The organism is Limimaricola sp., assembly GCF_016125575.1.
In the GTDB taxonomy this organism is placed as follows: Bacteria; Pseudomonadota; Alphaproteobacteria; order Rhodobacterales; family Rhodobacteraceae; genus WGLM01.
The window spans coordinates 868,275-894,531 of record NZ_WGLM01000002.1 but is presented as its reverse complement, the minus strand read 5'-3'; the positions used below and the strand labels follow the sequence as shown (position 1 = coordinate 894,531).

The window sequence follows — 26,257 nt, the reverse complement described above, 5'->3', positions numbered from 1 at the left end:
TCATGACGATTCCGCGCACAGCCGCCACCTTTGCCCCACCGGTGATGGAGGCGCGGCGCTGGCTGGAAGGCGTGCAGTTTTCCTCCGACCGTCCGCTGATCAACGTCAGCCAGGCGGCTCCTGTCGAGCCGCCGCCAGAGCCGCTGCGGCGCGCGATTGCCGAGATCGCGCTGAACGATCCTGCCGCGCACCTTTATGGCCCGGTGCTTGGCCTGCCCGAGTTGCGCGCCGAGGTTGCCGCGCAGTGGTCGGCGGCCTATGGCGGCGTGATCTCGCCTGAACAGGTGGCGATCACCTCGGGCTGCAACCAAGCATATACGGCAGCCATGATGATGCTATGCGGCGAGGGTGACGAGGTCATCCTGCCGACGCCGTGGTACTTCAACCACAAAATGTGGCACGACATGGCCGGCATCGTCACCGTGCCACTGCCCACCGGGTCCGGACTGGTGCCAGAGCCTGACCGTGCCGCCGCGCTGATCACCCCAAGAACCCGCGCCATCGTGTTGGTATCGCCAAATAATCCTGGCGGCGTGGAATATCCGGCTGAAACTCTGGCCGCTTTTCGTGACCTCGCCCGCACGCGCGGCATTGCCCTCATCGTGGACGAAACCTACCGCGATTTCGACAGCCGCAGCGGCGCGCCGCACGACCTGTTCACAGATCCCGACTGGGACGACACGCTGATCCAGCTTTATTCCTTTTCCAAGGCTTACCGCCTGACCGGGCACCGGGTGGGTGCGATGGTGGCCAGCCCTGCCCGTCTGGCCGAGGCGGAAAAGTTCCTCGACACCGTCACCATATGCCCCAACCAGATCGGCCAGCGTGCGGCGCTTTGGGGGATGCGGAACCTTGGCCAGTGGCTGGCCGGCGAAAGGGCAGAAATCCTCGATCGTCGGGCCGCCATCTCGGAGGGGTTTCCGCGTCTTGCGGACAAGGGATGGGGCCTGCTCGGCGTCGGTGCCTACTTTGCCTATGTCGAGCATCCTTTTGCCCTGCCATCGGACCAGGTGGCGCAGCGGCTGGTGCGCGACGCAGGGGTGCTGCTGCTGCCCGGCACCATGTTCATGCCCGGCGACGACCCGGCCGGTCTGCGCCAGCTTCGCATCGCTTTCGCCAATATCGACCGCGCCGGGATCGGTCGCCTCTTTGACCGGCTGGAAAGCGCGGCCATCTGACCTTGCACGCTGCGGTGTCACCGCCTATTGAGTTGCGACCCCCGCGCGCGGGCGGGAAAACAAGCGATACTTACGGCACGGGAAGGCAACGAACATGGCGGCGAAAAAGGGCACCAACGTCTTCGTCTGGATCGTTCTCGGCCTGATGTTCGTGGGCCTCATGGGCTGGGGCAGCGTTGGTATTCGCGGCACGCTGCACACGCTTGGCACGGTGGGCCAGAAAGAAATCAGCATTCCCGACTATACCAACGCCATGAACCAGCAATTGCGCGCGTTATCGGCGCAGGTGGGCAAGACGGTGACGTTCTCGCAGGCCAAGGCGATCGGCCTTGACCAGCAAGTTTTGGCCAGCCTCGTGACCAAGCGTGTGCTGGACAACGCTGCCAGCGACATCGGCCTGTCGGTCGGCGATGCGCAAGTGCGCGATCAGGTCATGTCGATCTCGGCCTTCAAGGGGCTTGATGGCAAGTTCGACCGCAACGCCTACAAGGCCACGCTGGAGCGCAACGGCCTGACCGAGGCCAGCTTCGAGGCCGGATTGCGCGCCGAAGTGACCCGCACGCTGGTGCAAAGCGCCATCACGGGCGGCGTGACCGAGCCTGCCAGCTATGCCGCCACGGTCGTGAAATACGTGCTGGAGAAACGTGCGATCACCTATGCCCCCGTTGGCCCGGAGATGCTGGCCTCGCCCGTGCCGGCCCCAACCGAAGATCAGATCAAGGCCTATTACGACGCCCATAACGATGCCTTCACCACACCCGAGACCAAGCAGATCACCTATGCCCTGCTGACGCCCGAGATGATCAGCAGCAAGATGCAGGTGGATGATCAGGCGGTGAAAGACCTCTACCAGAGCCGCATCGCCGATTTCGTCAAGCCCGAGCGACGGCTGGTCGAACGGTTGGCCTTTGCCGATACCGCCGCCGCCACCGCCGCCAAGGCGCAGCTGGACGCCGGAACTGCGACCTTCGAGGATCTGGTGAAGGCGCGTGGACTGACGCTAAGCGATGTGGACATGGGCGATGTCGCCAAGGCCGATCTGGGGGCCGCGGGCGATGCCGTCTTCGCCGCCAACCCGGGCGATGTCGTGGGGCCTTTCGATACGGATCTGGGTCCTGCGCTTTTCAGGATGAACGCGGTTATCGCGGCGCAGACGACGACGTTCGACGAGGCCGCCCCCGACCTGCGCAACGAACTGGCCAGCGACAAGGCCAAGCGCGCCATCGGAGACGAGATCAGCCATATCAACGATCTGCTGGCAGGCGGCGCCAAACTGGAAGACCTTGCGCAGCAGACAGACATGCAGTTGGGCACGATCGACTGGACCGACAAAACGACTGACGGTATCGCCGCCTACGAAGAATTCCGCACCGCCGCGGCGGCGGCCAATCAGGGCGATTTCCCCTCGGTCACTGATCTCAGCGATGGTGGCATCTTTGCGCTTCGTGTGGACAGCGTCACGCCGCCCACGCTGCAACCGCTGGACAAGGTGCACGACGCGGCGGCCCAGGGCGCGCGCACCCAAGCCACGCAAGAGGCCGTGATGAAGCTGGCCGGTGATCTTGCAACAAAGGTTGCCGGTGGCGCCGACTGGGCCAGCCTTGGCCTGACGCCGCAATCCCAGACCGACCTCACGCGGCGCAGCTTCGTGGATGGCACGCCCTCGGGGTTCGTTGCCAAGGTCTTTGCTCTGGATGCTGGCAGCGCGGACGCGATCGATGCGGGCGACAAGGCCTTCGTCGTCAAGCTTGACGATGTCGCCGCCCCCGACCCGACCGATCCCGCTACCGTGGCCGAGGCAAAATCCATCGCAGATCAGGCCGCGGCGGGGCTGGCACAGGACGTCTTCAGCATGACGGCCGCGCGGCTGCGGCAGGGGCTGACGATCAACATCGACCAGAACGCCGTGAACGCCGTCAATTCCCGCTTCCAGTAGGCCAGCGATGCCGCTCAGCCCCGACTTCGAGACCTTCCGCGCCGGCTATGACGCTGGCCTGAACCAAGTTGTCTACACGCGCCTTGCCGCCGATCTGGACACGCCCGTCTCGTTGATGCTGAAGCTCGCCGGGGCCGGCAAGCATGCCTTCATGCTGGAAAGCGTGACCGGCGGCGAAGTGCGCGGGCGCTACTCGATCGTCGGCATGAACCCCGACCTGATCTGGGATTGCCGCGGGACTGAGGCGCGCATCAATCGTGCCGCACGTTATGACGAGACCGCATGGGAGGTGCAGCAGGCCGATCCGCTGACCAGCCTGCGCGCGCTGTTGGCCGAAAGCCGCATTACCCTGCCCGAGGGGCTGCCGGGCGCTGCGGCGGGGCTCTACGGCTACCTTGGCTACGACATGATACGGCTGGTCGAGCATCTGCCCGACGTCAACCCCGACCCGATCGGCCTGCCCGATGCGGTGCTCTTGCGCCCGTCGGTGGTGGCGGTGCTGGACGGGGTGAAGGGCGATGTGATCCTTGTTGCGCCGGCCTGGGTCACGCCCGGCCTGCCCGCAAAGGCGGCGTTTGCGCAGGCGGCAGAGCGCGTGATGGATGCCCAGCGCGCACTGGAACGTGCGGTGCCGGCCGACACTCGCGCGCTTGCCGCGCCGCATGAACCGGGGCCGCCAGTGTCGAACTTCAGCCATGAAGGCTACAAGGCCGCGGTGGAGAAGGCCAAGGACTACATCCGCGCCGGCGACATCTTTCAGGTCGTGCCAAGCCAACGCTGGGCACAGGATTTCCGCGAGCCGCCCTTTGCGCTTTACCGCTCGCTGCGGCGGACCAATCCTTCGCCCTTCATGTTCTACTTCAACTTCGGCGATTTCCAGGTGATTGGCGCCAGCCCCGAGATCCTGGTCCGGGTTTTCGGCAACCAGATCACCATCCGACCGATCGCCGGCACCCGCCCCCGCGGCGCCACGCCGGAAGAGGACAAGGCGCACGAGGTCAGCCTGCTGGCCGATGCCAAGGAACGGGCCGAGCACCTGATGCTGCTCGACCTTGGCCGCAACGACGTGGGCCGGGTCGCGAAGATCGGCACGGTGCACCCGACCGACCAGTTCATCATCGAACGCTACAGCCACGTCATGCATATCGTCTCGAACGTGGTGGGCGAGCTGGCCGAGGATCAGGATGCGCTGTCGGCCTTCTTTGCGGGCATGCCCGCCGGCACGGTCAGCGGCGCGCCCAAGGTCCGCGCGATGGAGATCATCGACGAGCTGGAGCCGGAAAAGCGCGGTGTCTATGGCGGCGGCTGCGGCTATTTCAGCGCGAACGGCGACATGGACATGTGCATCGCGCTGCGCACCGCCGTGTTGAAGGACCAGACGCTTTATATCCAGGCCGGGGGCGGCGTCGTTTACGATAGCGACCCCGAGACCGAGTACCAGGAAACGGTCCACAAATCGAATGCGATCCGTCGCGCCGCGGCCGACGCGACGATGTTCCGCCCCGAGGGCAACCGTTAGTTTTGCGCGGGCGGCAGCTGCGCCGCCAGCAGCGCCGAGACCGGCACCAGGGCCACCTGGCTGGCGCGGTTGGCCGCACTCCAAAGCGTCAGCGCCGAGATCGTATCGGCTCGCACGTGGCCCACAAGCACGACGGAGCCCTTCTGGCGGGCCACGAAGGCAGCCTGATCGACGAAGCGACGCACGGTTTGCGCGTCCTGTCCCGTGCTGTCGATGTCACGATAGACCTCGACAGCGGGAACCTGCATCCGCTCGGCCACGCGCAGCGCGCTGCTCAGTCCTTGTTCGGCCACCACGATGCCACGCCCGGCTGCCGCAAGATTGGCCATCACTTCCGAGGCGACCGCATCACGCGCGCCACTTCCGCCCTTGCCGGTGTCGAGCACGCCAATCGCCTCGGGCATCTGGTTGAATGTCGCGCCATAGGTCATCTCGACATCGCCCGGCGTCGCCCCCTGCGGCAAGGGCGGCGCGGCAAGCACCTCCAGCCCCGCGGCGCGGTAGGCGGCATAGCGCTCGGCAGCGTCGGCCTGCGTCGGGTCCACCGCCACGCTGACCGGGAAGGGCATCGCCGCAAGCGCCTGCGCATCACCCAGTGGTCCGCCCGCGTCGATCAGCACGATCGCCATCTCCGGCAAGTTGTCGGGGTTGTTTGCAATCGCTGCAAACTGGCGCAGCGCGGGAACCGGCGCCGCCACGGGCGCGGTTGCTTCGCTGGCGGTACCGGGGCGCAGGACGCGAACGGTGTCGGTGCCGGTCGGCATCGCTTGCGCGGGTTGGCCAGAAAGGCCAACCGGGGGGCGAGCCGGCGCGTCGTTCTGCTGCGCCTTGGGTGCCACGGAAGGTGCCGCCGGGGCAGCCTGAGCTTGTGGCGCGGGTTGCGGGGCGGGGGCGCCGGGCTGTGGCGCGCTGTCGGGAACGGGCTGGCCGGGCACGTCAGGCGCGGCAGGCGTGGTTCCGTCACCGGCCCCCTGCTGACCGGCCTCGGGGGCAGCCACCGGCGGCACATCAGGCGCTGGCCCGCTGGACGAGGCTGCCGTTTCGGCACTGATCGCGTCGGGCGGCGCGCCGGTTGCGGGTGGTGCGGCGGCGCCGGGGTCTGCCATCGCGGTCAGGTCTGTCGCTTGCGGCGCATCGGCGGGCGGCGTCGCGGGTTCGGCGGTATCGCTGCTGACAGATGCGGGCGGCAGGGCATCGGCAGTCGTCATCGCATCCGGCGCCTGCTGGGCCGGCGGTGTCGGCGGGGCCGCGGGACTATCGGGTTGAGACTGTGCAGGCGCGGGCGGCGTCGCGGCCGAAACGGCCGGGGCCGAAGCATCATCGGGCGGCGGCGCAAGATCGGCGGTGGCACTGGTTGCGGGGTCCTTGGTGATCTCGGGCGGGGCGTCCATGGGGGCAGGCGCCGCCGGCGCCGTGGCAACAGGCGCGGGGGCAAATCGCGGCACTGGCGGCCCCGACATAAGCGAGACCGCACCCAGTCCTGCCAGCGCCACCACACCGCCGGAAACGGCGCCCGCCAAGAAACCCCTGCTCACACCTGTCGTCCTCTTGCCTTGCACCCCGGCGCAGACCTTGACGCTGCCGCGCATCCCGGCCCATGTATTGGCACGACTATACCGTGTCCCGCCCGGGCGACGGTAGCCCCCAATTGCCCGGACGGGACAGGCCGATGCTGCTTCTGATCGATAATTACGACAGCTTTACCTACAATCTTGTCCATTACCTGGGCGAGTTGGGGGCCGAGGTTGTCGTGCGCCGCAACGATGCGCTGGATGTGCAGGAGGCCATGGCGATGCGGCCGGCGGGCATCGTGCTGTCGCCCGGCCCCTGCGACCCGGACCAGGCCGGCATCTGTCTGGCCCTGACGCAGGCCGCCGCCGAGACGCGCACGCCGCTTCTGGGTGTCTGCCTTGGCCACCAGACAATCGGGCAAGCCTTTGGCGGCAAGGTCGTGCGCTGTCACGAGATCGTCCATGGCAAGATGGGCCTGATCCATCACCAAAACGCGGGCGTGTTTCGCGGCCTGCCCAGCCCCTTCGAGGCGACGCGTTATCATTCGCTGATCGTCGACCGGGCCAGCCTGCCGCCGGTGCTGGAGGTGACGGCCGCGCTGGAGGACGGCACCATCATGGGCCTGCAGCACCGCGACTTGCCGATCCAGGGCGTGCAGTTCCACCCCGAAAGCATTGCCAGCCAGCACGGTCATGCCCTGTTGCAGAACTTCCTCGACATGATGCCGGTGCCGGCATGAGCGACGCGCTGAAACCGCTGATCCACGCCGCCGCCGAAGGCCCCCTGACCCGCGCGCAGGCCGAACAGGCGTTCCAGATCCTGTTCGAGGGCGACGCGACGCCCAGCCAGATCGGCGGCCTGCTGATGGCGCTGCGCACGCGCGGCGAAACGGTCGAGGAATATGCCGCCGCCGCCGCGGTGATGCGCGCCAAGTGCAACCCCGTGAAGGCGCCCGCGGGCGCGATCGACATCGTGGGCACGGGCGGCGACGGCAAGGGCACGCTGAACATCTCGACAGCCACGGCCTTTGTCGTGGCCGGGGCGGGCGTGCCGGTGGCCAAGCACGGCAACCGCAACCTGTCGTCGAAATCGGGCGCGGCCGATGCGCTGGGGCAGCTTGGCATCAACGTCATGGTCGGGGCGGCCGTAGTGGAACGCGGGCTGGCCGAGGCCGGGATCGGCTTCATGATGGCGCCGATGCACCATCCGGCGATCAAGCATGTCATGCCCACCCGCGCCGAACTGGGCACGCGGACGATCTTCAACATCCTCGGCCCGCTGACCAATCCGGCGGGTGTGAAACGGCAGCTGACCGGAGCCTTCTCGCGCGACCTGATCGAGCCGATGGCGCTGACGCTCAAGGCGCTGGGATCGGAGGCGGCCTGGCTGGTGCATGGCGCGGACGGCACCGACGAGATCAGCATCAGCGGCCTGACCCATGTCGCCGCCCTTGCCGAGGGGAGGGTGACGCTGCAGGAGGTTCACCCCGAGGATGCCGGCCTGCCGGTGCACCCCTTCGAGGCGATCCTTGGCGGCACGCCCGAAGAGAACGGCGCCGCCTTCCGGGCACTGCTGGAGGGTGTCGCCGGGGCCTATCGCGACGCGGTGCTGATGAACGCCGCCGCGGCGCTGGTCGTGGCGGGCAAGGCCGAGAGCCTGACCGATGGCGTGGCGCTGGCGCGTGAAAGCATCGACAGCGGCAAGGCGCGCAAGGCGGTCGAGACGCTGGCGCGCGTGACGCAAGGGGCATGAGCCTTTCGCGGCTGGGCGGCTGGGCCGATCTGCCGTTTTTCACCGAGGACTGGCCGCGCATCGCGCAGGCGCTCGACACCGAGGATCGCCCCGTCTATCCGCCGCAGGACCGCCGGTTTCACGCGCTAGAACGCACCCAGCCAGAGGCCGTGCGCGTGGTGATCCTCGGGCAGGATCCCTACCACACGCCCGGCAAGGCCGACGGGCTGGCCTTTTCCATCCCCAACGGGTTTGGCGGCCGCCTTGACAGCCTTGGAAACATTTTCAAGGAGTTACACGACGATCTTCAAGTTTCGCGCAAGGCGACCGACCTTGGCGACTGGGCCGACCAGGGGGTGCTGCTGCTCAACACCGCGCTCAGCGTGCCCGAGGGTGCGGCGGGCGCCCATGCGCGGCTGGGCTGGAGCAGGCTGGTGGCGCAAGTCCTGGCAAGGCTGGACGCGCGGCCGCGAGCCTTCCTGCTTTGGGGCGGACCAGCACAGAAGTCAGCGCGGGGCCTGTCGCCGCACCACCTTGTCGTGGCCAGCGCCCATCCGTCGCCGCTGTCGGCCCATCGCGGCTTTTTCGGATCGCGCCCGTTCTCGCGCGTCAACGGCTGGCTTGCGGACCGTGGCGAACCGCCCATTCGCTGGGCGTGAATTTGCCTGAATTATGGCGCGCAACTCATTGTAATAAATATTCTATATGATCTGAATGACGTCGCGCGCGGACTGACAGCGCCGCCCCTTCCTTTCCGCCCCCCTTTTGGCTAGGTCTAGGGCATGGGAACCATTCTCGATCAGATCCGCTCCTACAAGCTGGAGCATATCGCCGCCTGCAAGGCCGCCACGCCGCTTGCCGTGCTGGAAGACCGCGCCCAGGCCGCGGCCCCGGTGCGCGGATTTGCCCGCGCGCTGATGGATGCCACGCGCGAAGGCTATGGCCTGATCGCGGAAATCAAGAAGGCCAGCCCCTCCAAGGGCCTGATCCGCGCCGATTTCGATCCGCCCGCCCTGGCCCGTGCCTATGCCGATGGCGGGGCGACCTGCCTGTCGGTGCTGACCGATGGCCCCTCGTTCCAGGGCGATGACAGATATCTCGTCGCCGCGCATGATGCCGTGGACCTGCCCTGCCTGCGCAAGGATTTCCTGTTCGACCCCTACCAGGTGGTCGAGGCCCGCGCGCTTCAGGCCGATTGCATCCTGATCATCATGGCCGCCGTCAGCGATACGCAGGCGGCCGAGCTTGAGGCGGCAGCGAACGACTGGCGCATGGACGTGCTGATCGAGGTGCATGACGCGGCCGAGCTGGGACGCGCCGCGCTGCTGAAATCGCCCCTGATCGGCATCAACAACCGCAACTTGCACACGTTCGAGACGACGCTCGACACCACGCGCAAGCTGGCCAAGCTGGTGCCGGCCGACCGCATGATCGTGGCCGAAAGCGGGCTGTCGACGCCCGATGACCTTGCTGCGATGGCGAAATACGGCGCGCGCGCCTTCCTGATCGGGGAGAGCCTGATGCGGCAGGATGACGTCGCGGCGGCGACCCGCACCCTGCTGGCCAATCCGCTGCGCGCGGGCGTCGTGTGATGGCCGGGGCGGGCAAGCTCAGCCATTTCGATGCCGCGGGCAAGGCGCACATGGTTGATGTCACGGCCAAGCCTGTCACCGACCGCGTCGCGGTGGCCGAGGGCCATGTGACCATGACCGCGGCAACGCTGGCACTGGTCACCGAAGGCACCGCCGAAAAGGGCGATGTGCTGGGCACGGCGCGGCTCGCGGGCATCATGGGCGCAAAGCAGACTGCCGCGCTGATCCCGCTTTGCCATCCCCTGCCGCTGAGCAAGGTCGCGCTGGAGCTAGACCCCGATGTCGATCTTCCCGGCGTGCGCCTCCGCGCGACCGTGCGCACCACCGGGCAAACCGGCGTCGAGATGGAGGCGCTGACTGCCGTTTCGGTGGCCGCGCTGACGATCTACGACATGCTCAAGGCGGTACAGCGCGACATGGCCATTGGCGGCATTCGCGTGGTCCTGAAGGATGGCGGCGCCTCGGGCCGCTTCGAGGCGCCATGATCTCGGTCGAGGAGGCGCTGGCGCGGCTTTTCGCGCTGGTTCCTGCGCCGCAGTCCGAAACCGTGCCTTTAGCCGAGGCCGGTGGCCGCGTGCTGCTGCACCCCCAGGCCGCCCGGCTGACGCAGCCCCCCTTCGATGCCTCCGCGATGGACGGTTATGCCGTGATCGCCGCCGAGGTCCGGCCGGGTGCGACCCTGCAGGTCGTGGGCGAGGCCGCGGCGGGCCGCGCCTTTGACGGCCGGGTGGCGGCCGGGCAGGCCGTGCGCATCTTTACCGGCGCGCCGGTGCCGCCGGGCGCAACCCGCATCGTCCTGCAAGAGGACGTCACGCGCGAGGGCGATGTCATCACGCTGGGCGAAGTGGGTGGCGGCCCGCATATCCGCCCGGCGGGCGGCGATTTCGCGGCGGGCGACCTGTTGCAGGCGCCCCGGCGGCTTGGGCCGGCGGATATCGCGCTGCTGGCGGCAATGAATATCCCTGCGGTGCCTGTCGCGCGGCGGCCAAGCGTCGCCATCATCTCGACCGGGAACGAGCTTGTGGCACCAGGCGAAACGCCCGGGCCCGACCAGATCATCGCCTCGAACGCACTGGGTCTGGCGGCGATGGTGGCGCGCGAAGGCGCCCTGCCCCGCTTGCTGCCCATCGCGCGCGACGATGCCGCCTCGCTGGGAGTGGTGTTGGACCTTGCCGCGGGGGCCGACCTCGTGCTGACGATCGGCGGCGCCTCGGTCGGCGATCATGACATCGTGGCGCAGGTTGCCCAATCCCGCGGCATAGACCTGGCCTTTCACAAGGTCGCCATGCGGCCGGGCAAGCCGCTGATGGCCGGGCGGATGGATGGCGCGATGATGGTGGGCCTGCCGGGCAACCCGGTTTCGGCGCTGGTCTGCGGCGAGGTCTTCGTGATGCCGGTCCTGCGCGCGATGCAGGGACTGCCGGCAGGCCCCGCGGCACGCAAACCTGCACGTCTTGGCGGACATCTCGATGCCAATGGGGGGCGGACGCATTTCCTGCGCGCGCGCACCGACGGCGACACCGTCACCCCCTTCGCGCGACAGGACAGCGCCCTGCTGAGCGTGCTGAGCGCGGCCAACTGCCTGGTCATGCGCCCCCCGCACGACCCCGCGCGCGCCATCGGTGACTTGGTCGAGATATTGCCCATTTAAGCGGAAGCGTTGACACAAAACGGGAACATGCGTAGAACGTAATCCAAACGTTGGCATCCCGAGGAGTGCGCCATGCTGACCCGCAAACAGCTCGACCTGCTGGAATTCATCCATGCCCGCGTGCAGCGCGACGGCGTTCCGCCCTCGTTTGACGAGATGAAGGAAGCGCTGGACCTGCGGTCGAAATCCGGCATTCACCGCCTGATCACGGCGCTGGAAGAGCGTGGGTTCATCCGCCGACTGGCGCACCGGGCGCGCGCGCTGGAAATCGTGAAATTGCCCGAGGCGATGCAGGCTAGGGCCGTAGCACCCCGGTTTTCGCCGCGCATTGTCGAGGGCAGCCGCCCTGCCCCGCACCCCGCGCAGCCCCGCGCGGCCCTGCAAGTCGAGGCTGCGGGTGCGGTGGAACTGGACGTGATGGGCCGGATCGCCGCCGGTGTTCCGATTGCCGCAATTTCCGAAGTTTCCCATCGGGTGGCCGTTCCGCAAGCGATGCTGGGCAAGGGCGAGCATTACGCGTTGGAAGTGCGCGGCGATTCGATGATTGAGGCCGGAATCAATGATGGCGATATCGTCGTCATCCGCGAGGCCACGACGGCCGACAACGGCGATATCGTCGTGGCCCTTGTCGAGGATGCCGAGGCGACGCTGAAACGCTTTCGCCGCCAGAACGGCATGATTGCCTTGGAAGCCGCGAACCCCGCCTATGAGACCCGGCTTTACCGCGACGATCAGGTGCGCGTTCAAGGCCGGCTGGTGGGGCTGATCCGCACCTATTGAGCCGCATGTCAGGGCGACCAGGGCCTGTGGCCGGTCACTTCGCTGGCCGTGACGATGCGGAGGGGCGTCGACGCGTCAATGGCCAGCGCGCCGGTGCGACGCAGGCGCGACAGGTCGTAGACGATACACGGGCGCGGACCGGCATCCACCTGATTGCTGATCAAGACAGCCGCGCCGCCGCAGCCATCCAGCGCCGCCAACGCGACCTTTCCCGTGACCAGAAGCACCGTGCCGCCGGGCAGTGCGGCCCGAATGACGCGGCCATCCCGCGTCAACCCAGCGCGCCCGGCCGCAACGTCCTGTGGCACTGGTGCGCCGTCATTCTCCAGCCAGGCAAGGGCGGAAAAACTGTCTCCGCGCGGCTTTGATAGAACCCGGCCATCGGCTGTCATTGCCCCCATCATCGCACCGCTGTCTGCGACCAGCAGCGCAGGCCGCGTACTGAAGCCCCAGAGCACGGCAGCTAGCAGCATCGGCACAAACCCCGCCCAACGGGGCCTGCCGCGCCAGAGGATCAACCAGAGAAATCCGAGGCTGAGCAGCGCCAGCACCGGCCCCGCGGGCGTCACGACATGGCCGAGCGCGCCCGGCCAGCGCGCCACCTCGTGCGCGACACCAAGGATCCATGCCAGCCCGGGCGCCATGATCCGCAGCCCCACCCAACCCAAGCCGAAGGGCGCAAGGCAGGCTGCCAGCACGCCCGCAGGCATCACCCAGACCCCCATCAGCGGCACGGCGGCAAGGTTGGCGATCAGCCCGTAATGCGAGACCTGGTTGAAATGCGCCGCGGCGAAGGGCGCCGTGGCAAGACCAGCGATCAACGACGAGGCGATGACCGTGATCACAGGCGCCGCCCAGCGCGGCACAAGCCGAAGTTCACGCCCGGACAACAGGCCGAAGCCCGCGACAAGCGCGGTCGTGGCGGCAAAAGACATCTGGAATCCGGGGCCTACCAGCGCCTCGGGCCGCAGGACGAGGATGATCGTCGCCGCCATCGCAACCGCCCTCAGGGTCAGCGCACGCCGGTCGAGCAGCACCGCGACCAGCGCCACGGCGACCATGACGAAGGCGCGCTCTGTCGCCACGCTGGCGCCTGACAGGGCCAGATAGGCCGCGCCCGTTAACAGCGCGACGACCGCCGCGATCTTCTTGACCGGCCAGCGCAGGGCAAGCGGCCTGATCAACGCAAGCCCTGCCCGGACGACGCCAAAGACAAAGGCCGTAAGCAGCCCCATGTGCAGCCCCGAGATCGCCAGAAGATGCGCAAGGTTCGCCGCGCGCATGTCGGTCAGAACCTGCTGCGACAGGCCAGCCCTGTCCCCGGTCATCAGCGCGGCGGCAAAGGCCCCGACCTGCCCCGGCAAAGTGGAAGCGACGGCCTTCGATACTGCCAAACGCTGCCGGAACAGCCACAAATCGACCCCGCCAGCGGGCGGGCGAAGCAGCACCGCCGGACTGCGGGTATACCCCACAGCGCCGATCCGGTCGAACCACGCGGTGCGCCGGTAGTCGAACCCGCCGGGTTCAACCGGGCCGGCGGGCGGCGACAGATGCCCGGTCAGCCCCACCACCTGCCCCGGCGCGGGATCGAGCCAGTCTTGCGCGCCGTGCAGCGAGACCCTCACCTTCAGAGGTGTTCGCGCGGGCGGCACATGGTCCAAGACAACCTGATCCAGCGTCAACCGCACGGCGTCCGAGGCTGACCGGTCGATCGCGATGATCCGCCCCTCGATCGCGCCGTAGTAGCGGTACGAAAGGACCGGTGCCGCCAGCAAATGCGCACGCAGCCCGGCCAGCCCCACACCCGCGCTTACCAGCATCAGCCCGAGTGGCAGCGGCGCAAAGGCCGGCCCGGCAAGTCGCGCCGCGCCAATACAAAGAGCGGCCAGAAGCCCAAGACCCATCCAGATGCGCCAGTCCGGCTCGGCCCGCAGGCCGAAGTAGATTCCGACACCGACACCAAGACAGACCGGAACCCACACGAACAGGTGCCCCCGCTGTGCCAGCAGCCCATCGGCGATAGAGGCAAGCGGGCGCACTTGTCCTTGGTCTCCCGGCTTAGTATCCCCCGTGCGTGCGCAGCCTAGCGCCATCTTGGTGAACGAAAGGTTAACCCGCGATGTCCTCGCCCGCCCCGACCACAGCGCGCCCCGTCGTCACCCGTTTTGCCCCCTCGCCGACCGGCGCGCTGCATATCGGCGGCGCACGGACGGCGCTGTTCAACTGGCTTTACGCGCGCGGGCGGGGTGGCAAGTTCCTGTTGCGCATCGAGGATACCGACCGCGCCCGTTCGACCCCGGAGAACACAGACAAGATCCTCGCCGGCCTGCGCTGGCTGGGCCTCGACTGGGACGGCGCGCCGCTCAGCCAGGCCGCGGGTCTGGACCGACATGCCGCCGTCGCACATGAATTGCTGGCCGCCGGCAAAGCCTACAAGTGCTTTTCCACGCCCGAGGAAATCGAGGCGTTCCGCGCGCAGGCCGAGGCCGAGAAACGCTCGACCCTGTTTCGCTCGCCCTGGCGCGACGCGGACCCCGCGACCCATCCCGACCAGCCCTTTGCCATCCGCATCAAGGCCCCGCGCGAGGGTGCGACGACCATCCACGATGCCGTGCAGGGCGCGGTGACGCTGGCCAACGAACAGCTGGATGACATGGTGATGCTGCGCTCGGACGGCACGCCGGTCTACATGCTGGCAGTCGTGGTCGATGACCATGACATGGGCGTGACCCACATCATCCGCGGCGACGATCACCTGACCAACGCCTTCCGGCAAAAGATGATCTACGACGCGATGGGCTGGGACGTACCGGTGATGGCCCATATCCCGCTGATCTTCGGCCCCGATGGCAAGAAACTGTCCAAGCGCCACGGCGCCACCGCGGCTGCCGATTACCAGGCGATGGGCTATCCGGCGGCCGGCATGCGCAACTACCTCACGCGGCTGGGCTGGAGCCATGGCGACGACGAGTTCTTTACCGATGCGCAGGCTAAGGAGTGGTTCGACCTGTCGGGCATCGGCAAGGCGCCAGCTCGCTTCGATGTCAAGAAGTTGGAAAACCTCTGTGGCCAGCACATTGCTGCCAGCGACGATGCTGCGCTGCTGCATGAATTGCGCGCTTTTCTTCAGGCAACCGGTGCGCCGGCGCTGACGCAGCGGCAGCAAGACGGGTTGTTGACGGCCATGTTCTGCCTCAAAGAACGCGCGAAGACTTTCCCGGAACTTATTGAAAAAGCACGGTTCGTCCTGACGGAACGCCCAGTTTCGCGCGACGATGCCGCAGCGGCTGCGCTGACCGCAGAGGCGCGCACCCTCATCGCGGATTTGACGCCGCACCTGCAAAATGCTAGCTGGAACCGCGAGACGCTGGAGCGGGTTGCAAACGCCGTGGCAGAGACGCACGGCGTCAAGTTCGGCAAGATGGCAGGGCCCTTGCGGGCAGCGCTGGCGGGTCGCACCGTGTCTCCGAGTGTGTTCGACATGATGATTGTCCTGGGCCGTGACGAGACTGTCGCGCGCTTGCAGGATGCGATGGAGGAAGGCGTCTGAACGGAAGCGTCACGACTGTGGCGGCATGATCCTTCGGGTGCCTGACAAGAAAATGCTGCGGGCCGGCGGCCACGTGGCGCAACACTGAGGGATGGACCATGGCCGAACCGACCAAGACCGCGACGCTGACCATTGACGGCAAATCCTATGAATTGCCCGTTCATTCGCCGACCGCCGGGCCGGACGTGATCGACATTCGCAAGCTTTATGCCGAGGCGGGCGTCTTTACCTACGATCCGGGCTTTACCTCGACCGCATCCTGCGACTCGACCATCACCTATATCGATGGTGACAAGGGCGAATTGCTGCACCGCGGCTACCCGATCGGGCAACTTGCCGAGAAGTCGCACTATCTCGAAGTCTGCTTCGTGCTGCTTTACGGCTACCTGCCCAAGGCTGACGAGCTGGAAAAGTTCGAGCGGCTTTTGACCCGCCACACCATGATCCACGAGCAGATGCACAACTTCTTCCGGGGATTCCGGCGGGATGCGCATCCGATGGCGACGATGGTCGGTGTGGTCGGCGCGATGAGCGCGTTCTACCACGACTCGACTGATATCAACGACGAGAATCAGCGCGAGATCGCCTCGCACCGTCTGATTGCCAAGATGCCGACGATTGCGGCGATGGCCTACAAGTATTCGATCGGTCAGCCCTTCGTTTATCCGCGCAACGACCTTAGCTTTGCTGCCAATTTCCTGCACATGTGCTTTGCCGTGCCCGCCGAGGAATACCACGTGGACCCGGTCCTGGCCCGTGCGATGGACCGCATCTTCACCCTGCACGCCGATCACGAACAGAACGCCTCGACCTCGACGGTGCGGCTGGCCTCGTCCTCGGGCGCGAACCCGTTCGCCTGTATCGCCGCGGGCATTGCCTGCCTCTGGGGGCCCGCGCATGGCGGCGCCAACCAAGCCTGCCTTGAGATGCTGCGCGAGATCGGCACCGTGGACCGCATCCCCGAGTTCATCGCGCGCGCCAAGGACAAGAATGATCCGTTCCGCTTGATGGGCTTTGGCCACCGCGTTTACAAGAACTTCGACCCGCGCGCGACGGTGATGAAACAGTCCGCCGATGAGGTGCTGGACCTGCTGGGTATCCACGATAACCCGACGCTGCAGGTTGCCAAGGAACTGGAAAAGATCGCGCTGGAAGACTCCTACTTCATCGAGAAGAAGCTGTACCCGAACGTCGATTTCTACTCGGGCATCATCCTTGATGCGATGGGCTTCCCGACCTCGATGTTCACGCCGATCTTCGCCGTGGCGCGCACGGTTGGCTGGATCTCGCAGTGGAAGGAACAACTGGCCGATCCGCAGTTGAAAATCGGCCGTCCGCGCCAACTCTACCTTGGCGAGACCGCGCGCGATTACGTCGAGATCGAAAATCGCTGAGCCGATCCTGCGCACGGCGCGGCTGCTGCTGCGCCCGGCCAGGGTCGACGATCTGCCGGCCCTGCACGCCATCCTGCGCGACCCGTGCGCGATGCGCTACTGGTCTACGCCACCGCATCCCGACCTGAAAACCACGGCGGCCTGGCTTGACAGCATGTTGTCGCGCCAGCCCGTCACCGATTTCCTGATCGAGCGCGACGGAATCGTTATTGGCAAGGCGGGTGCTTGGCGCCTCCCCGAGGTGGGATTTCTTCTGCACCCCGATCATTGGCGGCAAGGCATCATGCGCGAGGCGATGGAGGCGGTTCTTCCGTTCCTGTGGCAGGCATCCGATGTGCCTTTTCTGACCGCTGACGTTGACCCCCGCAACGAGGCTTCACTAGGCCTCTTGCGCGCCTTGGGTTTTGCCGAAACGCATCGTGCGACGCGCACCTTCTGCATCGAGGGCGAGTGGGTCGACAGTGTGTACCTTGCCCTTGCGCGGCCGGAAAACCTCGTGGCCGGCTGACCCGCCGCAAGGCGACAATGCCCCCGCAAAGATTTCCTAGCGTTTTTGTCGGACTTTGATCTCGATCAAGGTTTCAGGCCTCGTCCGGCTTCAAAGGTATCCCCGACTAAATCAGTCGGAATAAAGGATACTGACGATGAAACTCCCTTTCCTCATTTCGTTCATGGCCTTGGCGCTGGGCGCCACGGCAGTGAAGGCGGAGACCTACGAGGTCAGGATGCTCAACCGCGGCGAGGCCGGGTTGATGGTGTTCGAACCTGCGACGATCAGCATCGCCGTCGGCGATACCGTGCATTTCGTGGCCGCCGACCGTGGCCACAACGTGGAACTGATCTCGGGGATGGCGCCAGAAGGTGCGGCCGATTTTAAGGGTCAGATCGGTAAGGATCTTGACGTCACTTTCACCGAGCCGGGCTTTTACGGGGTCAAGTGCGTACCTCATTTCGCGATGGGAATGGTCGGTGTCATCCGCGTGGGCGACGCCGCCGTGCCGGCCGATTTCCTGTCGGGCCGCATTCCCCCCAAGGCGATGCAACGCTTCGAGGCAGACCTCGCCACCTTCAACTGACCGCGGTGCAACGCGGCCCTTACGACAGTCCATGAAAGGACAGTGCCATGTCAGACCATGACAAACTGAACGACCTTCCCTCCCGCCGGACCGTGCTTCTGGGCGCGGCAACCTCTGCCGGCGCGATTATCGCAACCTCCGAGGCGCTGCGCGCGAGCACGGCCGTGCCGCCGCAAGCCGCCGGCGCAGGCCCCGCTGGCCTGATCAACGTGGCCGACGAGGTCACCACGCCCGACCTGTCGCAACTGCCGCGCGTCAAACAAGTGCTGGTCGCCCCGCCGATGCTGCCCGCGCACGAACAGGTTGCCACGGACGAGCCCAAGATCATCGAGGTGACGATGACCGTCGAAGAAAAGCTGGTCACGATCGACCCCGACAATGGCGGGACGATCTGGGCCTTCACCTATAACGGCTCGCTCCCCGGCCCGATGATCGTTTGCCACGAGGGCGACTATGTCGAACTGACGCTGGTCAACCCCGAGACCAACATGCTGGAACACAATATCGACTTTCACGCGTCGACGGGTGCCTTGGGCGGCGGCGGGCTGACCCACGTCCTGCCGGGCGAAGAGGTGGTGCTGCGCTGGAAGGCGATCAAGCCCGGCGTCTTCGTCTATCACTGCGCTCCGGGCGGCGAGATGATCCCCTATCACGTCTGCCACGGCATGAGCGGGGCCGTGATGGTGCTGCCGCGCGACGGGCTGAAGGATGCCGCCGGCAACCCGCTGCGCTACGACCAGGCGGTCTATATCGGCGAACAGGAGTTCTACCTGCCCAAGGATGCCAATGGCGACTACGTGCAATATGAAAGCGCGGGCGAGGACTATAGCGACAGCCTCGACGCGATGCGGGGCCTCATCCCGACCCATGTGGTTTTCAACGGCGCGGTGGGCGCGCTGACCGGCGACAACGTCATCACCTCGGCCGTGGGCAAGACCGTGCTGATCATCCACGCGCAGGCCAACCGTGACACCCGTCCGCACCTGATCGGCGGGCATGGCGAATATGTCTGGGAAAGCGGAAGTTTTTCCGACGCGCCCCAGACCGGGTTCGAAACATGGTTCATCCGGGACGGATCGGCCGGGGCGGCGATGTACACGTTCAAGCAGCCGGGGCTTTACGCCTATCTCAATCACAACCTGATCGAGGCCGTCCTGCTGGGCGCCACTGCGCATTTTCAGGTGGATGGCACCTGGAACAACGACCTGATGGAACAGGTGGCCAAACCGCGCCCGATCCGCGCCTGACCAGAAGCGACCCGGCCTGAAGGCCTTAACGCCCGGCGTATCGCGCCGGGCGTTTTTCCAGAAACGCCGCCACGCCTTCGCGGAAATCCTCGGTCTCGCCGCAAAGGCCCTGCAACCGCGCTTCAAGCGCCAGTTGCGCCTCCAGTGTATTCTCGGACGAGGCGCGCAATGCCGTCTTGAGATGGCGATAGGCAACGGTTGGACCCGTGGCGAGGTGGCGGGCCCGGCTTCGCCAATGGGCGGCGAAGTCCGCATCGGGCACAGCCTCCCAGATCATGCCCCAGTCGGCGGCCTGTCGTCCGGTCACCTTGCCTGCGAAAAGCGCTGCCCCCATGGCCCTTGCCGCGCCCACTTGCCGCGGCAGCCAGTAGGTACCACCCGCATCGGGGATCAGCCCGATCCGGCTGAAGGCCTGAATGAAATCGGCAGCCTCCGAAGCGATCACCACGTCGCAGGCCAGCGCAAGGTTTGCGCCTGCCCCGGCCGCAGTGCCATTGACGGCGGCAATGGTGGGGATCGGGCTGTCGAAGATCGCGCGCAGCATCGGCACGTATTCCCCGTTCAGCACACCCTCCATATCAAGATCGGGACCAAGTGCAGGATCTGCCAGATCCTGCCCCGAGCAGAAGGCCGGGCTGGCACCCGTCAACACCAGCACCCGTGCTTCGGCCCCCGCCCGCGTCACGGCCGCGGTGATTTCAGGCCGCATGACCGAGTTCAGCGCGTTCATCACCGCCGGACGGTTCAGCGTGATTACCGCGATATCGTCGGCAAGCTCGTACGTGATGGTCTGGTAGGTCATGACCGCCCCCTCTCTGTCGGGGCCAGCCTAGCCACGCGCCGGCGCAAGGCCAGCGGAACCGCGCGTCACGAACGCAGGATTTCCTGCAGCCGTGCCTCTTCGTCGGTGCTCAGCGCCTCGGGCCCCGCGGCATTGCGGCGACGACGGATCACCGCGTAGCCCAGCCCCAGCCCCAAGATCAGCATCGTGGGTGCGGCCAGCCAGAGGATAAGATTTGCGCCGCGCTTGGGCGGGTCCATCAGGATGAATTCGCCAAATCCCGCGAACTCGCCCGGCTTGCCGTAAACCAGATAGTCGATCACCTGCTGGTTGGTCAGGCCTTCTTTCAGCAGATCGCGCACCCGCAGCCGCAAATCACGCGAGACGGTGGCGTTCGAATCGTCGATCGATTCGTTGAGGCAGACCGGGCAGCGCAGCTGGGACGAGATTTCGCGCGCCCGCGCCTCCAGCGCCGGGTCCTTGAGCATCTCGTCGGGCTGCACGGCAAAAGCCGGCCCCGCCAGAAGCGCCAGAACGAGGATCAGCGCACGCATCATTCGGCGGGCACCGCGCCGGGTGTAGTGCGGCGTGCCGCGCCAGCGGCCACGCGCAGCCGCCGGTCGCTCAGCGACAGGACCCCGCCAAGGGCCATCAGCAGCGCACCCGCCCAGATCCAAACGACGAAGGGTTTGACATAGGTACGTACAGCCCAACCACCGCCCTGCTGCTCATCACCAATGGCGATGTAAAGGTCGCGCAGCGCGCCGGTGCGGATCGCGGCCTCTGTCGTCGGCATGTTGGCGACGGGGTAGAAGCGTTTCTCGGGATGCAGCACGTCAATCACCTGCCCGTCACGGCGCACGGTCATGTCCGCCATGTTGGTGATGTAGTTGGGCCCGTTCTTGCGGTTCACACCTTCCATCGTGATCTGGTAGGCGCCGACATCATAGGTTTCGCCCGCATGGACGGTCCGGATATCTTCGGTCTGCCACGCAAGAACGGCAGCCACACCGAATACCGTCACGCCAAGGCCCGCATGGGCCACCGCCTTGCCCCAATCGGCCCGGGGCAGCCTGCGCAGGCGTTTCAGACGGTCGGCGATGCGCCCACGTCCGCCGCGCAATATCAGGTCATCCAGCGCACCAAGCACAACCCACAGTCCCAGCGCCACGCCCACCGGGCCCAGCGCCGAATGCCCGGTCTGCATGGCAAAGACCAGCGCGCCGACCGCGATGGCCAGAATCATGATCGGGCCAAGGCTGCGCATGTTGCGCGCCAGCGACCCGCGCTTCCACGCCAGCATCGAGCCCACGGGCAGCACCAGCGCCAGCGCCATCATGAAGGGGGTAAATGCCGCGTTGAAGAATGGCGGCCCCACCGACAGGACCTTGCCCAGTGCCACCTCTGCAAATAGCGGCCAGAGCGTGCCCACGAACACCACGAAAGCCGCGACTGCCAGCAGGATGTTGTTCAATAACAGCCCGCTTTCACGGCTGACCAGCCCGAAGGCGCCGCGTGCCTCAAGCGCCGGACCACGCGCGGCGAACAGCGTCAGCGCACCGCCGATGAAGACCAGCAGCAGCACGAGAATCACGATCCCGCGCTTGGGGTCGTTGGCGAAGGCGTGAACCGAGGTCAACACGCCAGAGCGTACGATGAACGTCCCCAGCAACGAGAAGCCGAAGGCGAGGATCGCCAGCAGCACTGTCCAGCTTTTCAGGCTTTCGCGTTTTTCCACGACGACGGCGGAATGCAGCAATGCCGCCGCGATCAGCCACGGCATGAAACTTGCATTCTCGACCGGGTCCCAGAACCAGAAGCCGCCCCAGCCCAGCTCGTAATAGGCCCACCAAGACCCCATCGCGATGCCGATGGTCAGAAAAATCCATGCCGCCAAGGTCCACGGCCGCACCCAGCGCGCCCAGGCGGCATCGACCCGCCCCTCGATCAGCGCCGCGACGGCAAAGCTGAACGACATGCTCAGGCCGACATAGCCGAGGTAGAGAAACGGCGGGTGGAAGGCGAGGCCGGGATCCTGCAGAAGCGGGTTCATCCCCTGCCCGTCCATCGGCGGCATCGCCAGCCGCAGGAACGGATTGGAGGTGAACAGGATGAAGCCGTAAAAGGCCACGCCGATGCTGGCCTGCACCGCCAGCACGCGGGCCTTCAGCGGTGCCGGCAGGTTCCCGCCAAAGAGGGCCACAGCGGCGCCGAAGATCGACAGGATCAACAGCCAAAGCAGCATGGAGCCCTCGTGGTTACCCCAGACGCCGGCGATCTTGTAGAGCATCGGCTTGAGGCTGTGCGAGTTCATCACCACCAGCCGCAGCGAGAAATCAGATGTCACGAAGGCCCATGTCAGCGTGGCAAACGAAAAGCCCACGAGAATGAGTTGCGTTGTTGCAGCCGGGTCGGCGATGGCCATCCAGCCGCGCCAGCCCTTGTGCGCCCCCACCATCGGCACCACCATCTGCACGATGGCAGTGGCGAAGCCGAGAATCAGCGCGAAATGTCCAAGCTCTGTAATCATGCCCCGGTTCTAGCCTAGAAGCGGGGCAAGCCCAATCAATTCGAAGCGATATTGTGACGCAGCGGGCCGCCTAAATTGAAAGGCCATCTTTCAGGGCATAGGCGAGGACCGCCATTGTCATCGTGCCGATGATCAGGCGCACCAGCCATTTCAACACATCCTCGATATTGCCCAGCCGGGTCTGGACGTTAAGCTGGTGAACCTCGTCCACCGCCTTGCGTGTCTCCAGCGCGGCCAGACGCGTCTCGATCCCGCGGGCCCATTCATCCATTGGCGGCTGCCCTCCAATCCTGCAGGGCCGGGTTGGGATCGGCCACCGGGGCGTTGACTGGATCGGCCTGCTGCGCAGCCGCGGCCCCTGCTCCCAGTGCATCAAGCGCGCGCAGATTGCGTGTCACCTCGCCCGCCGCTTGCAGCGAGCCGACGACCGACCGCTGGAAATCCTGCGCCTTGGTCTGGTAGCGCGCCCCGAAATAGAAGCTGACGATCGCGCCCATCAGCCACCACAGCGGTTCGGGCACGAGGGCAATGCCCTGCATCCGGCTGGCAAACCAGATCGGGTCCACCATCGCGGAAACGAAAAGGCCCAATGTGCCAAAGGCCAGAAGCGGCCGCGGCAGGCGGTTCAGCCCGTCGATCAGGCGATCGAACAGGCCGGTCTGAGGCTTGGCGAACTCGGCCGCGAACTGGGCCAGCGCTTTGTCCTGGCCTTCCGCGGCGCGGGCGGCCTGCGCTTCGGCATTGGGCCGAAACGCACCGACGGTCTCTGCAATCACGTTGCGGCCGTTGCCGAAGAGCAGTGCCACGATTTTCCCGATCAGGCCCATGCGGCGACCCTCGCGGCATGTTCGGCATCCGTCAGACGATATTTTGGCGAAATGAACGCCTCGGCGCGCAGGATCCAGCCGCCCTTGCCGCCCGCTCGTGTGCGGCAATACTTGCGGCTGGCCGGGCGCGCGTCGGCCAGCGCATAATAGTAATTCCGACGGGCGATTCCGTAGGCATCGACGAGGTAGGCAGGCGCCGCCGCCTGGGCTTTTGCGGCTGCGGCGGACGTCTGTGGGCCGATCAGCCCGTCGACGGTGACCGGGATGCGCATGTCACACAAGAGCCGCTGCAGGATCTTGACCGCGTTGGCACCCGCATTGACGTACATGTCGAAAACCGAGGGCTGCAGCGGCTCGGGCAATGTGCCGATGCCCGGACGCTCGAAATAGTCGCGCACGAAGATGTCGGTGGCCTGTGCAGGTGTCAGACGGCGCAAGTCGGCCACGTCGACCTTGCCGTCACGGTTGAGGTCCAGCGCGAGACCGCGCAGCGTGGCCAGCGTCACGCCGTGATTGGTGGGACCGCCCGGATCGGCCGGATCATTGGCATAGCCGCCCTCGCGGGCGACAATCTCGGTGGCGATGTCGTGGACGCTCTGCATGGCTTGCCCCCTTGTTGCAGCGGGGCAAGCCTGCGAAATCGGGGTTAATTCGACGCTGACTGATCGCTCGGTGGAACGTAGACACCCTGTTTCTTCAGCGCGTCGATCACTTCCTTGGGCATGTATTTCTCGTCATGCTTGGCCAGCAGGCTGGTGGCAAGAAACACGCCGTCAACGTAGCGCCCGGTGGCCACCGTCCCCTCGCCCTCGTTGAAGAGGTCCGGCGGCAGATCTGTGCCGACGTACTTGACGGGAATATCCGCGCCGCCATCGGTTACTTCGAAGGTGAATTGCGGGTCTGTGGAATGGTCAAGCGTGCCAGTCTTTACCAGACCGCCAACGCGGAAGACCTCTGACGGCGGCGGCGGATTGGCGACAAGCTGACTAGGCGAGCGGAAAAAGGAGATGCCATCGCGCATCGCATAGCCGATCAGTGCGGTCGACAGCGTCAACGCCACGGCAGCCACTGCAACGATCTGCACGCGCCTGCGCTTGCGCAGTCCCTTCAACCCGGCCATCGGTCACGCTCCACTTTACCAAAACTCACATATGCCGCCCCGCGGTCCGCGGCAACCTTGCTTCAGGCGGACGTGAATGTCATTTGCCGCCGCAGAAACTGCGTGGCGCGGTCGGATACCTTGCGCGGATCGCCAGTCGTCAGAAACAGCCGTTCAGTGCCCTGCCCGATCATTTCCGGACGGCGGGCCAGATAATCGGCCAGGCTTTCGGCAACCAGGTTGGCTTGGCTGAACACCTTGACTTGCGGCCCAAGTGCGTCCTCGAACACGCTTTGCATCAGCGGGTAATGCGTGCAGCCCAGAACCGCCGCATCGGGTTCGGGCATCTTGCGGCGCAGCGCGTCGACATGGCTGCGTACCAGCGCCTCGGCAAGGATCATGTCGCCATCTTCGATAGCATCGACAACACCGCCGCAGGCCTGCGCCTCGACATCGACGCCAACAGCGCGGAAGGCAAGTTCGCGCTGGAATGCGCGACTACGTACCGTGGCAGGGGTCGCGAACAGCGCGACATGCTTGACCGTGACCTCACGAGGGGGGCTGTTGTCGCCCCATTGCCGTTCGGTCAACGCCTCGATCAACGGGACAAAGACGCCCAGCACGCGCTTGCCCGGGGGAATCCAGCTTTCCTGCATCCGGCGTAACGCCGCCGCGCTGGCCGTATTGCAGGCCAGGATTACCAGATCGCAACCCGCGTCCCACAGCCGTTCGGTGGCCGCACATGTCAGGTTGAAGATGTCATCGGCCGTGCGCACGCCATAGGGCGCATGCGCGTTGTCGCCAAAATAGACGAAAGGCACCTCGGGCAGACGCTTTTCGACGGCGTCCAGCACCGTCAGGCCGCCCAACCCGCTATCGAAGATTCCGACTGCCATCGCGCACCTTGTATTTTTCCTCGAATTCATGCCCCAGCCGGTTGGCCTCAACGGGGACCGGACTCAGGGCATAGGTCGCGCGGCGCAGGAAATCCATCATTGCCTTCGGGTCGCCCCGGTAAGCCGCGAGCGATTCAGCGGGAATCGGCTCACCGATGACCACGCGCACCGGGCTGCCGACACGCGCCTTGAACTCGCGGATCAGCATGCCCATCCGCAGCGTGAAATGCAGGTGGCTAGCCAGCTGGAACAGGCGGCTGTTGGCCCCGTCAAAGAAGATGGGCACCACTGTTGCGCCGGATTTGGCGACCATCTTGGCGGTGAAGTTTCGCCAGCTCGGGTCCATCGGCGGGGCAAAAGGCTTGGCCGCGGTGCTGACCGTGCCGCCGGGAAAGATCCCGATCGCACCGCCCTCGCTAAGGTAATTCAGCGCCTCGGACCGGGTTTCAAGGTTCTCTCTCGCCGCTTCCTTCGTTTCGTCGAACGAGATCGGCAGGATCACCTTCTCCAGATCGGGCGAATTGCGAAACACCTTGTGTGCCAGCACCTTGAAGCTGCCACCGCGGCGTTCGGACAGGATACGGCCCATCATCAGGCCATCCAGAATACCGTAAGGGTGATTGGCCACCACGACGACGGGCCCGGTCGCGGGGATGTTCTGCAGGCTGCCGCCGATGACATCGAGCGTCAGGCCGTAACGGTCGGTGATGACCTGCCAGAAGTCACGACCTTCGGCGACTTCCTCGGCATAGCCTTTTGCCTTGCGGATCAGCCTCAGACGGCCGGTGACGTTTTCCATCACCCGGATCATCGCCCGCCCGCCCCGTGTCTGGGCCGACGCCGCGTAGGTGATATCGCGCGCGATCTGTCTTTCGCTCATGCCTCGCCCGACCTGCCTCCTTTTGCCCTGCGACCCTTTCGCATGCCGCAGCGTGACGTCAAGATCACAACCGGATGT

The 26,257-nt window shown here is 66.0% G+C and carries 26 protein-coding genes; 15 read left to right on the top strand and 11 right to left on the bottom strand.

What is annotated here, in order from left to right:
* The first annotated feature begins 2 nt into the window (after positions 1-2).
* The 3 genes from GC146_RS05825 to trpE all read left to right on the top strand — a co-directional run bounded on the left by GC146_RS05825 (position 3) and on the right by trpE (position 4,633).
* On the top strand, positions 3-1,178 hold the full coding sequence (locus GC146_RS05825; protein WP_291835630.1) for an aminotransferase: 1,176 nt from the start codon (positions 3-5) through the stop codon (positions 1,176-1,178).
* Between the two features lie 94 nt (positions 1,179-1,272).
* The gene (locus tag GC146_RS05820; protein WP_291835627.1) at positions 1,273-3,114 is read left to right on the top strand and encodes a peptidyl-prolyl cis-trans isomerase; all 1,842 of its coding nucleotides are present in this window, start codon (positions 1,273-1,275) and stop codon (positions 3,112-3,114) included.
* Positions 3,115-3,121: 7 nt separating this feature from the next.
* A complete protein-coding gene (gene trpE, locus GC146_RS05815) occupies positions 3,122-4,633 on the top strand; it encodes an anthranilate synthase component I (RefSeq protein WP_291835625.1) in 1,512 nt (503 codons plus the stop codon).
* Here the strand turns inward: trpE and GC146_RS05810 are convergent.
* The gene (locus tag GC146_RS05810) at positions 4,630-6,168 is read right to left on the bottom strand and encodes a divergent polysaccharide deacetylase family protein (RefSeq protein ID WP_291835622.1); all 1,539 of its coding nucleotides are present in this window, start codon (positions 6,166-6,168) and stop codon (positions 4,630-4,632) included. The genes trpE and GC146_RS05810 overlap by 4 nt on opposite strands.
* Positions 6,169-6,302: 134 nt before the next feature.
* Between GC146_RS05810 and GC146_RS05805 the strand changes: the two genes are divergently transcribed.
* The 7 genes from GC146_RS05805 to lexA all read left to right on the top strand — a co-directional run bounded on the left by GC146_RS05805 (position 6,303) and on the right by lexA (position 11,899).
* On the top strand, positions 6,303-6,884 hold the full coding sequence (locus tag GC146_RS05805) for an aminodeoxychorismate/anthranilate synthase component II (protein ID WP_291835619.1): 582 nt from the start codon (positions 6,303-6,305) through the stop codon (positions 6,882-6,884).
* Positions 6,881-7,897 (top strand): anthranilate phosphoribosyltransferase, encoded by a 1,017-nt coding sequence (gene trpD / locus GC146_RS05800; protein WP_291835617.1) that lies wholly within the window; start codon positions 6,881-6,883, stop codon positions 7,895-7,897. The genes GC146_RS05805 and trpD overlap by 4 nt, the downstream gene beginning before the upstream one ends.
* On the top strand, positions 7,894-8,535 hold the full coding sequence (locus tag GC146_RS05795) for a uracil-DNA glycosylase (protein ID WP_291835614.1): 642 nt from the start codon (positions 7,894-7,896) through the stop codon (positions 8,533-8,535). Before trpD ends, GC146_RS05795 begins: the two co-directional genes overlap by 4 nt.
* A 123-nt stretch (positions 8,536-8,658) precedes the next feature.
* Positions 8,659-9,468, top strand: a complete 810-nt coding sequence (trpC, locus tag GC146_RS05790; RefSeq protein WP_291835611.1) for an indole-3-glycerol phosphate synthase TrpC — start codon at positions 8,659-8,661, stop codon at positions 9,466-9,468.
* On the top strand, positions 9,468-9,953 hold the full coding sequence (gene moaC / locus GC146_RS05785; protein ID WP_291835608.1) for a cyclic pyranopterin monophosphate synthase MoaC: 486 nt from the start codon (positions 9,468-9,470) through the stop codon (positions 9,951-9,953). Before trpC ends, moaC begins: the two co-directional genes overlap by 1 nt.
* The gene (gene glp, locus GC146_RS05780) at positions 9,950-11,119 is read left to right on the top strand and encodes a gephyrin-like molybdotransferase Glp (protein WP_291835605.1); all 1,170 of its coding nucleotides are present in this window, start codon (positions 9,950-9,952) and stop codon (positions 11,117-11,119) included. Before moaC ends, glp begins: the two co-directional genes overlap by 4 nt.
* 72 nt (positions 11,120-11,191) lie before the next feature.
* Positions 11,192-11,899, top strand: a complete 708-nt coding sequence (gene lexA / locus GC146_RS05775; RefSeq protein ID WP_291835603.1) for a transcriptional repressor LexA — start codon at positions 11,192-11,194, stop codon at positions 11,897-11,899.
* 8 nt (positions 11,900-11,907) lie between these two features.
* Here lexA and GC146_RS05770 read toward each other — a convergent pair whose 3' ends face one another.
* Positions 11,908-13,938: a ComEC/Rec2 family competence protein gene (locus tag GC146_RS05770; RefSeq protein ID WP_291835600.1), complete on the bottom strand. Its 2,031-nt coding sequence runs from the start codon at positions 13,936-13,938 to the stop codon at positions 11,908-11,910.
* An 80-nt stretch (positions 13,939-14,018) separates the two neighbouring features.
* On the opposite strand from GC146_RS05770, the gene gltX reads away from it, so the two are divergent.
* The 5 genes from gltX (at position 14,019) to nirK (ending at position 19,166) form a co-directional block, all read left to right on the top strand.
* On the top strand, positions 14,019-15,449 hold the full coding sequence (gene gltX / locus GC146_RS05765; RefSeq protein ID WP_291835597.1) for a glutamate--tRNA ligase: 1,431 nt from the start codon (positions 14,019-14,021) through the stop codon (positions 15,447-15,449).
* A gap of 98 nt (positions 15,450-15,547) precedes the next feature.
* The gene (locus GC146_RS05760) at positions 15,548-16,843 is read left to right on the top strand and encodes a citrate synthase (protein WP_291835595.1); all 1,296 of its coding nucleotides are present in this window, start codon (positions 15,548-15,550) and stop codon (positions 16,841-16,843) included.
* Positions 16,800-17,351 carry a GNAT family N-acetyltransferase gene (locus tag GC146_RS05755; RefSeq protein WP_291835591.1) on the top strand — a complete coding sequence of 184 codons (552 nt, stop codon included), beginning with the start codon at positions 16,800-16,802 and terminating at the stop codon, positions 17,349-17,351. The genes GC146_RS05760 and GC146_RS05755 overlap by 44 nt, the downstream gene beginning before the upstream one ends.
* A gap of 136 nt (positions 17,352-17,487) precedes the next feature.
* Positions 17,488-17,919: a pseudoazurin gene (locus GC146_RS05750; protein ID WP_291835587.1), complete on the top strand. Its 432-nt coding sequence runs from the start codon at positions 17,488-17,490 to the stop codon at positions 17,917-17,919.
* A 47-nt stretch (positions 17,920-17,966) separates the two neighbouring features.
* Complete coding sequence (gene nirK / locus GC146_RS05745) at positions 17,967-19,166, top strand: copper-containing nitrite reductase (RefSeq protein WP_291835584.1); 1,200 nt, start codon at positions 17,967-17,969, stop codon at positions 19,164-19,166.
* A gap of 25 nt (positions 19,167-19,191) precedes the next feature.
* On the opposite strand, the gene GC146_RS05740 is transcribed toward nirK, so the two are convergent.
* The 9 genes from GC146_RS05740 to GC146_RS05700 form a co-directional block, all read right to left on the bottom strand.
* A complete protein-coding gene (locus GC146_RS05740; RefSeq protein ID WP_291835581.1) occupies positions 19,192-19,968 on the bottom strand; it encodes an enoyl-CoA hydratase-related protein in 777 nt (258 codons plus the stop codon).
* Positions 19,969-20,033: 65 nt separating this feature from the next.
* Positions 20,034-20,504, bottom strand: coding sequence for a cytochrome c-type biogenesis protein (locus GC146_RS05735; protein ID WP_291835579.1), 471 nt, complete (start codon positions 20,502-20,504; stop codon positions 20,034-20,036).
* Complete coding sequence (locus GC146_RS05730) at positions 20,501-22,477, bottom strand: heme lyase CcmF/NrfE family subunit (RefSeq protein ID WP_291835576.1); 1,977 nt, start codon at positions 22,475-22,477, stop codon at positions 20,501-20,503. Before GC146_RS05730 ends, GC146_RS05735 begins: the two co-directional genes overlap by 4 nt.
* Before the next feature lie 70 nt (positions 22,478-22,547).
* Positions 22,548-22,748: a pseudouridine synthase gene (locus GC146_RS05725; RefSeq protein ID WP_291835573.1), complete on the bottom strand. Its 201-nt coding sequence runs from the start codon at positions 22,746-22,748 to the stop codon at positions 22,548-22,550.
* Entirely contained in the window at positions 22,741-23,304 is a 564-nt protein-coding gene (locus tag GC146_RS05720) for a holin family protein (protein ID WP_291835570.1), read from the bottom strand. Before GC146_RS05720 ends, GC146_RS05725 begins: the two co-directional genes overlap by 8 nt.
* Positions 23,295-23,906: a holin-associated N-acetylmuramidase gene (locus GC146_RS05715; RefSeq protein ID WP_291835567.1), complete on the bottom strand. Its 612-nt coding sequence runs from the start codon at positions 23,904-23,906 to the stop codon at positions 23,295-23,297. The genes GC146_RS05720 and GC146_RS05715 overlap by 10 nt, the downstream gene beginning before the upstream one ends.
* 44 nt (positions 23,907-23,950) lie before the next feature.
* Positions 23,951-24,424, bottom strand: a complete 474-nt coding sequence (gene ccmE, locus GC146_RS05710) for a cytochrome c maturation protein CcmE (RefSeq protein ID WP_291835566.1) — start codon at positions 24,422-24,424, stop codon at positions 23,951-23,953.
* A 62-nt stretch (positions 24,425-24,486) separates the two neighbouring features.
* Positions 24,487-25,299 (bottom strand): aspartate/glutamate racemase family protein, encoded by an 813-nt coding sequence (locus GC146_RS05705; protein ID WP_291835563.1) that lies wholly within the window; start codon positions 25,297-25,299, stop codon positions 24,487-24,489.
* A complete protein-coding gene (locus GC146_RS05700) occupies positions 25,277-26,179 on the bottom strand; it encodes a lysophospholipid acyltransferase family protein (protein WP_291835560.1) in 903 nt (300 codons plus the stop codon). Before GC146_RS05700 ends, GC146_RS05705 begins: the two co-directional genes overlap by 23 nt.
* Between the last annotated feature and the right edge of the window lie 78 nt (positions 26,180-26,257).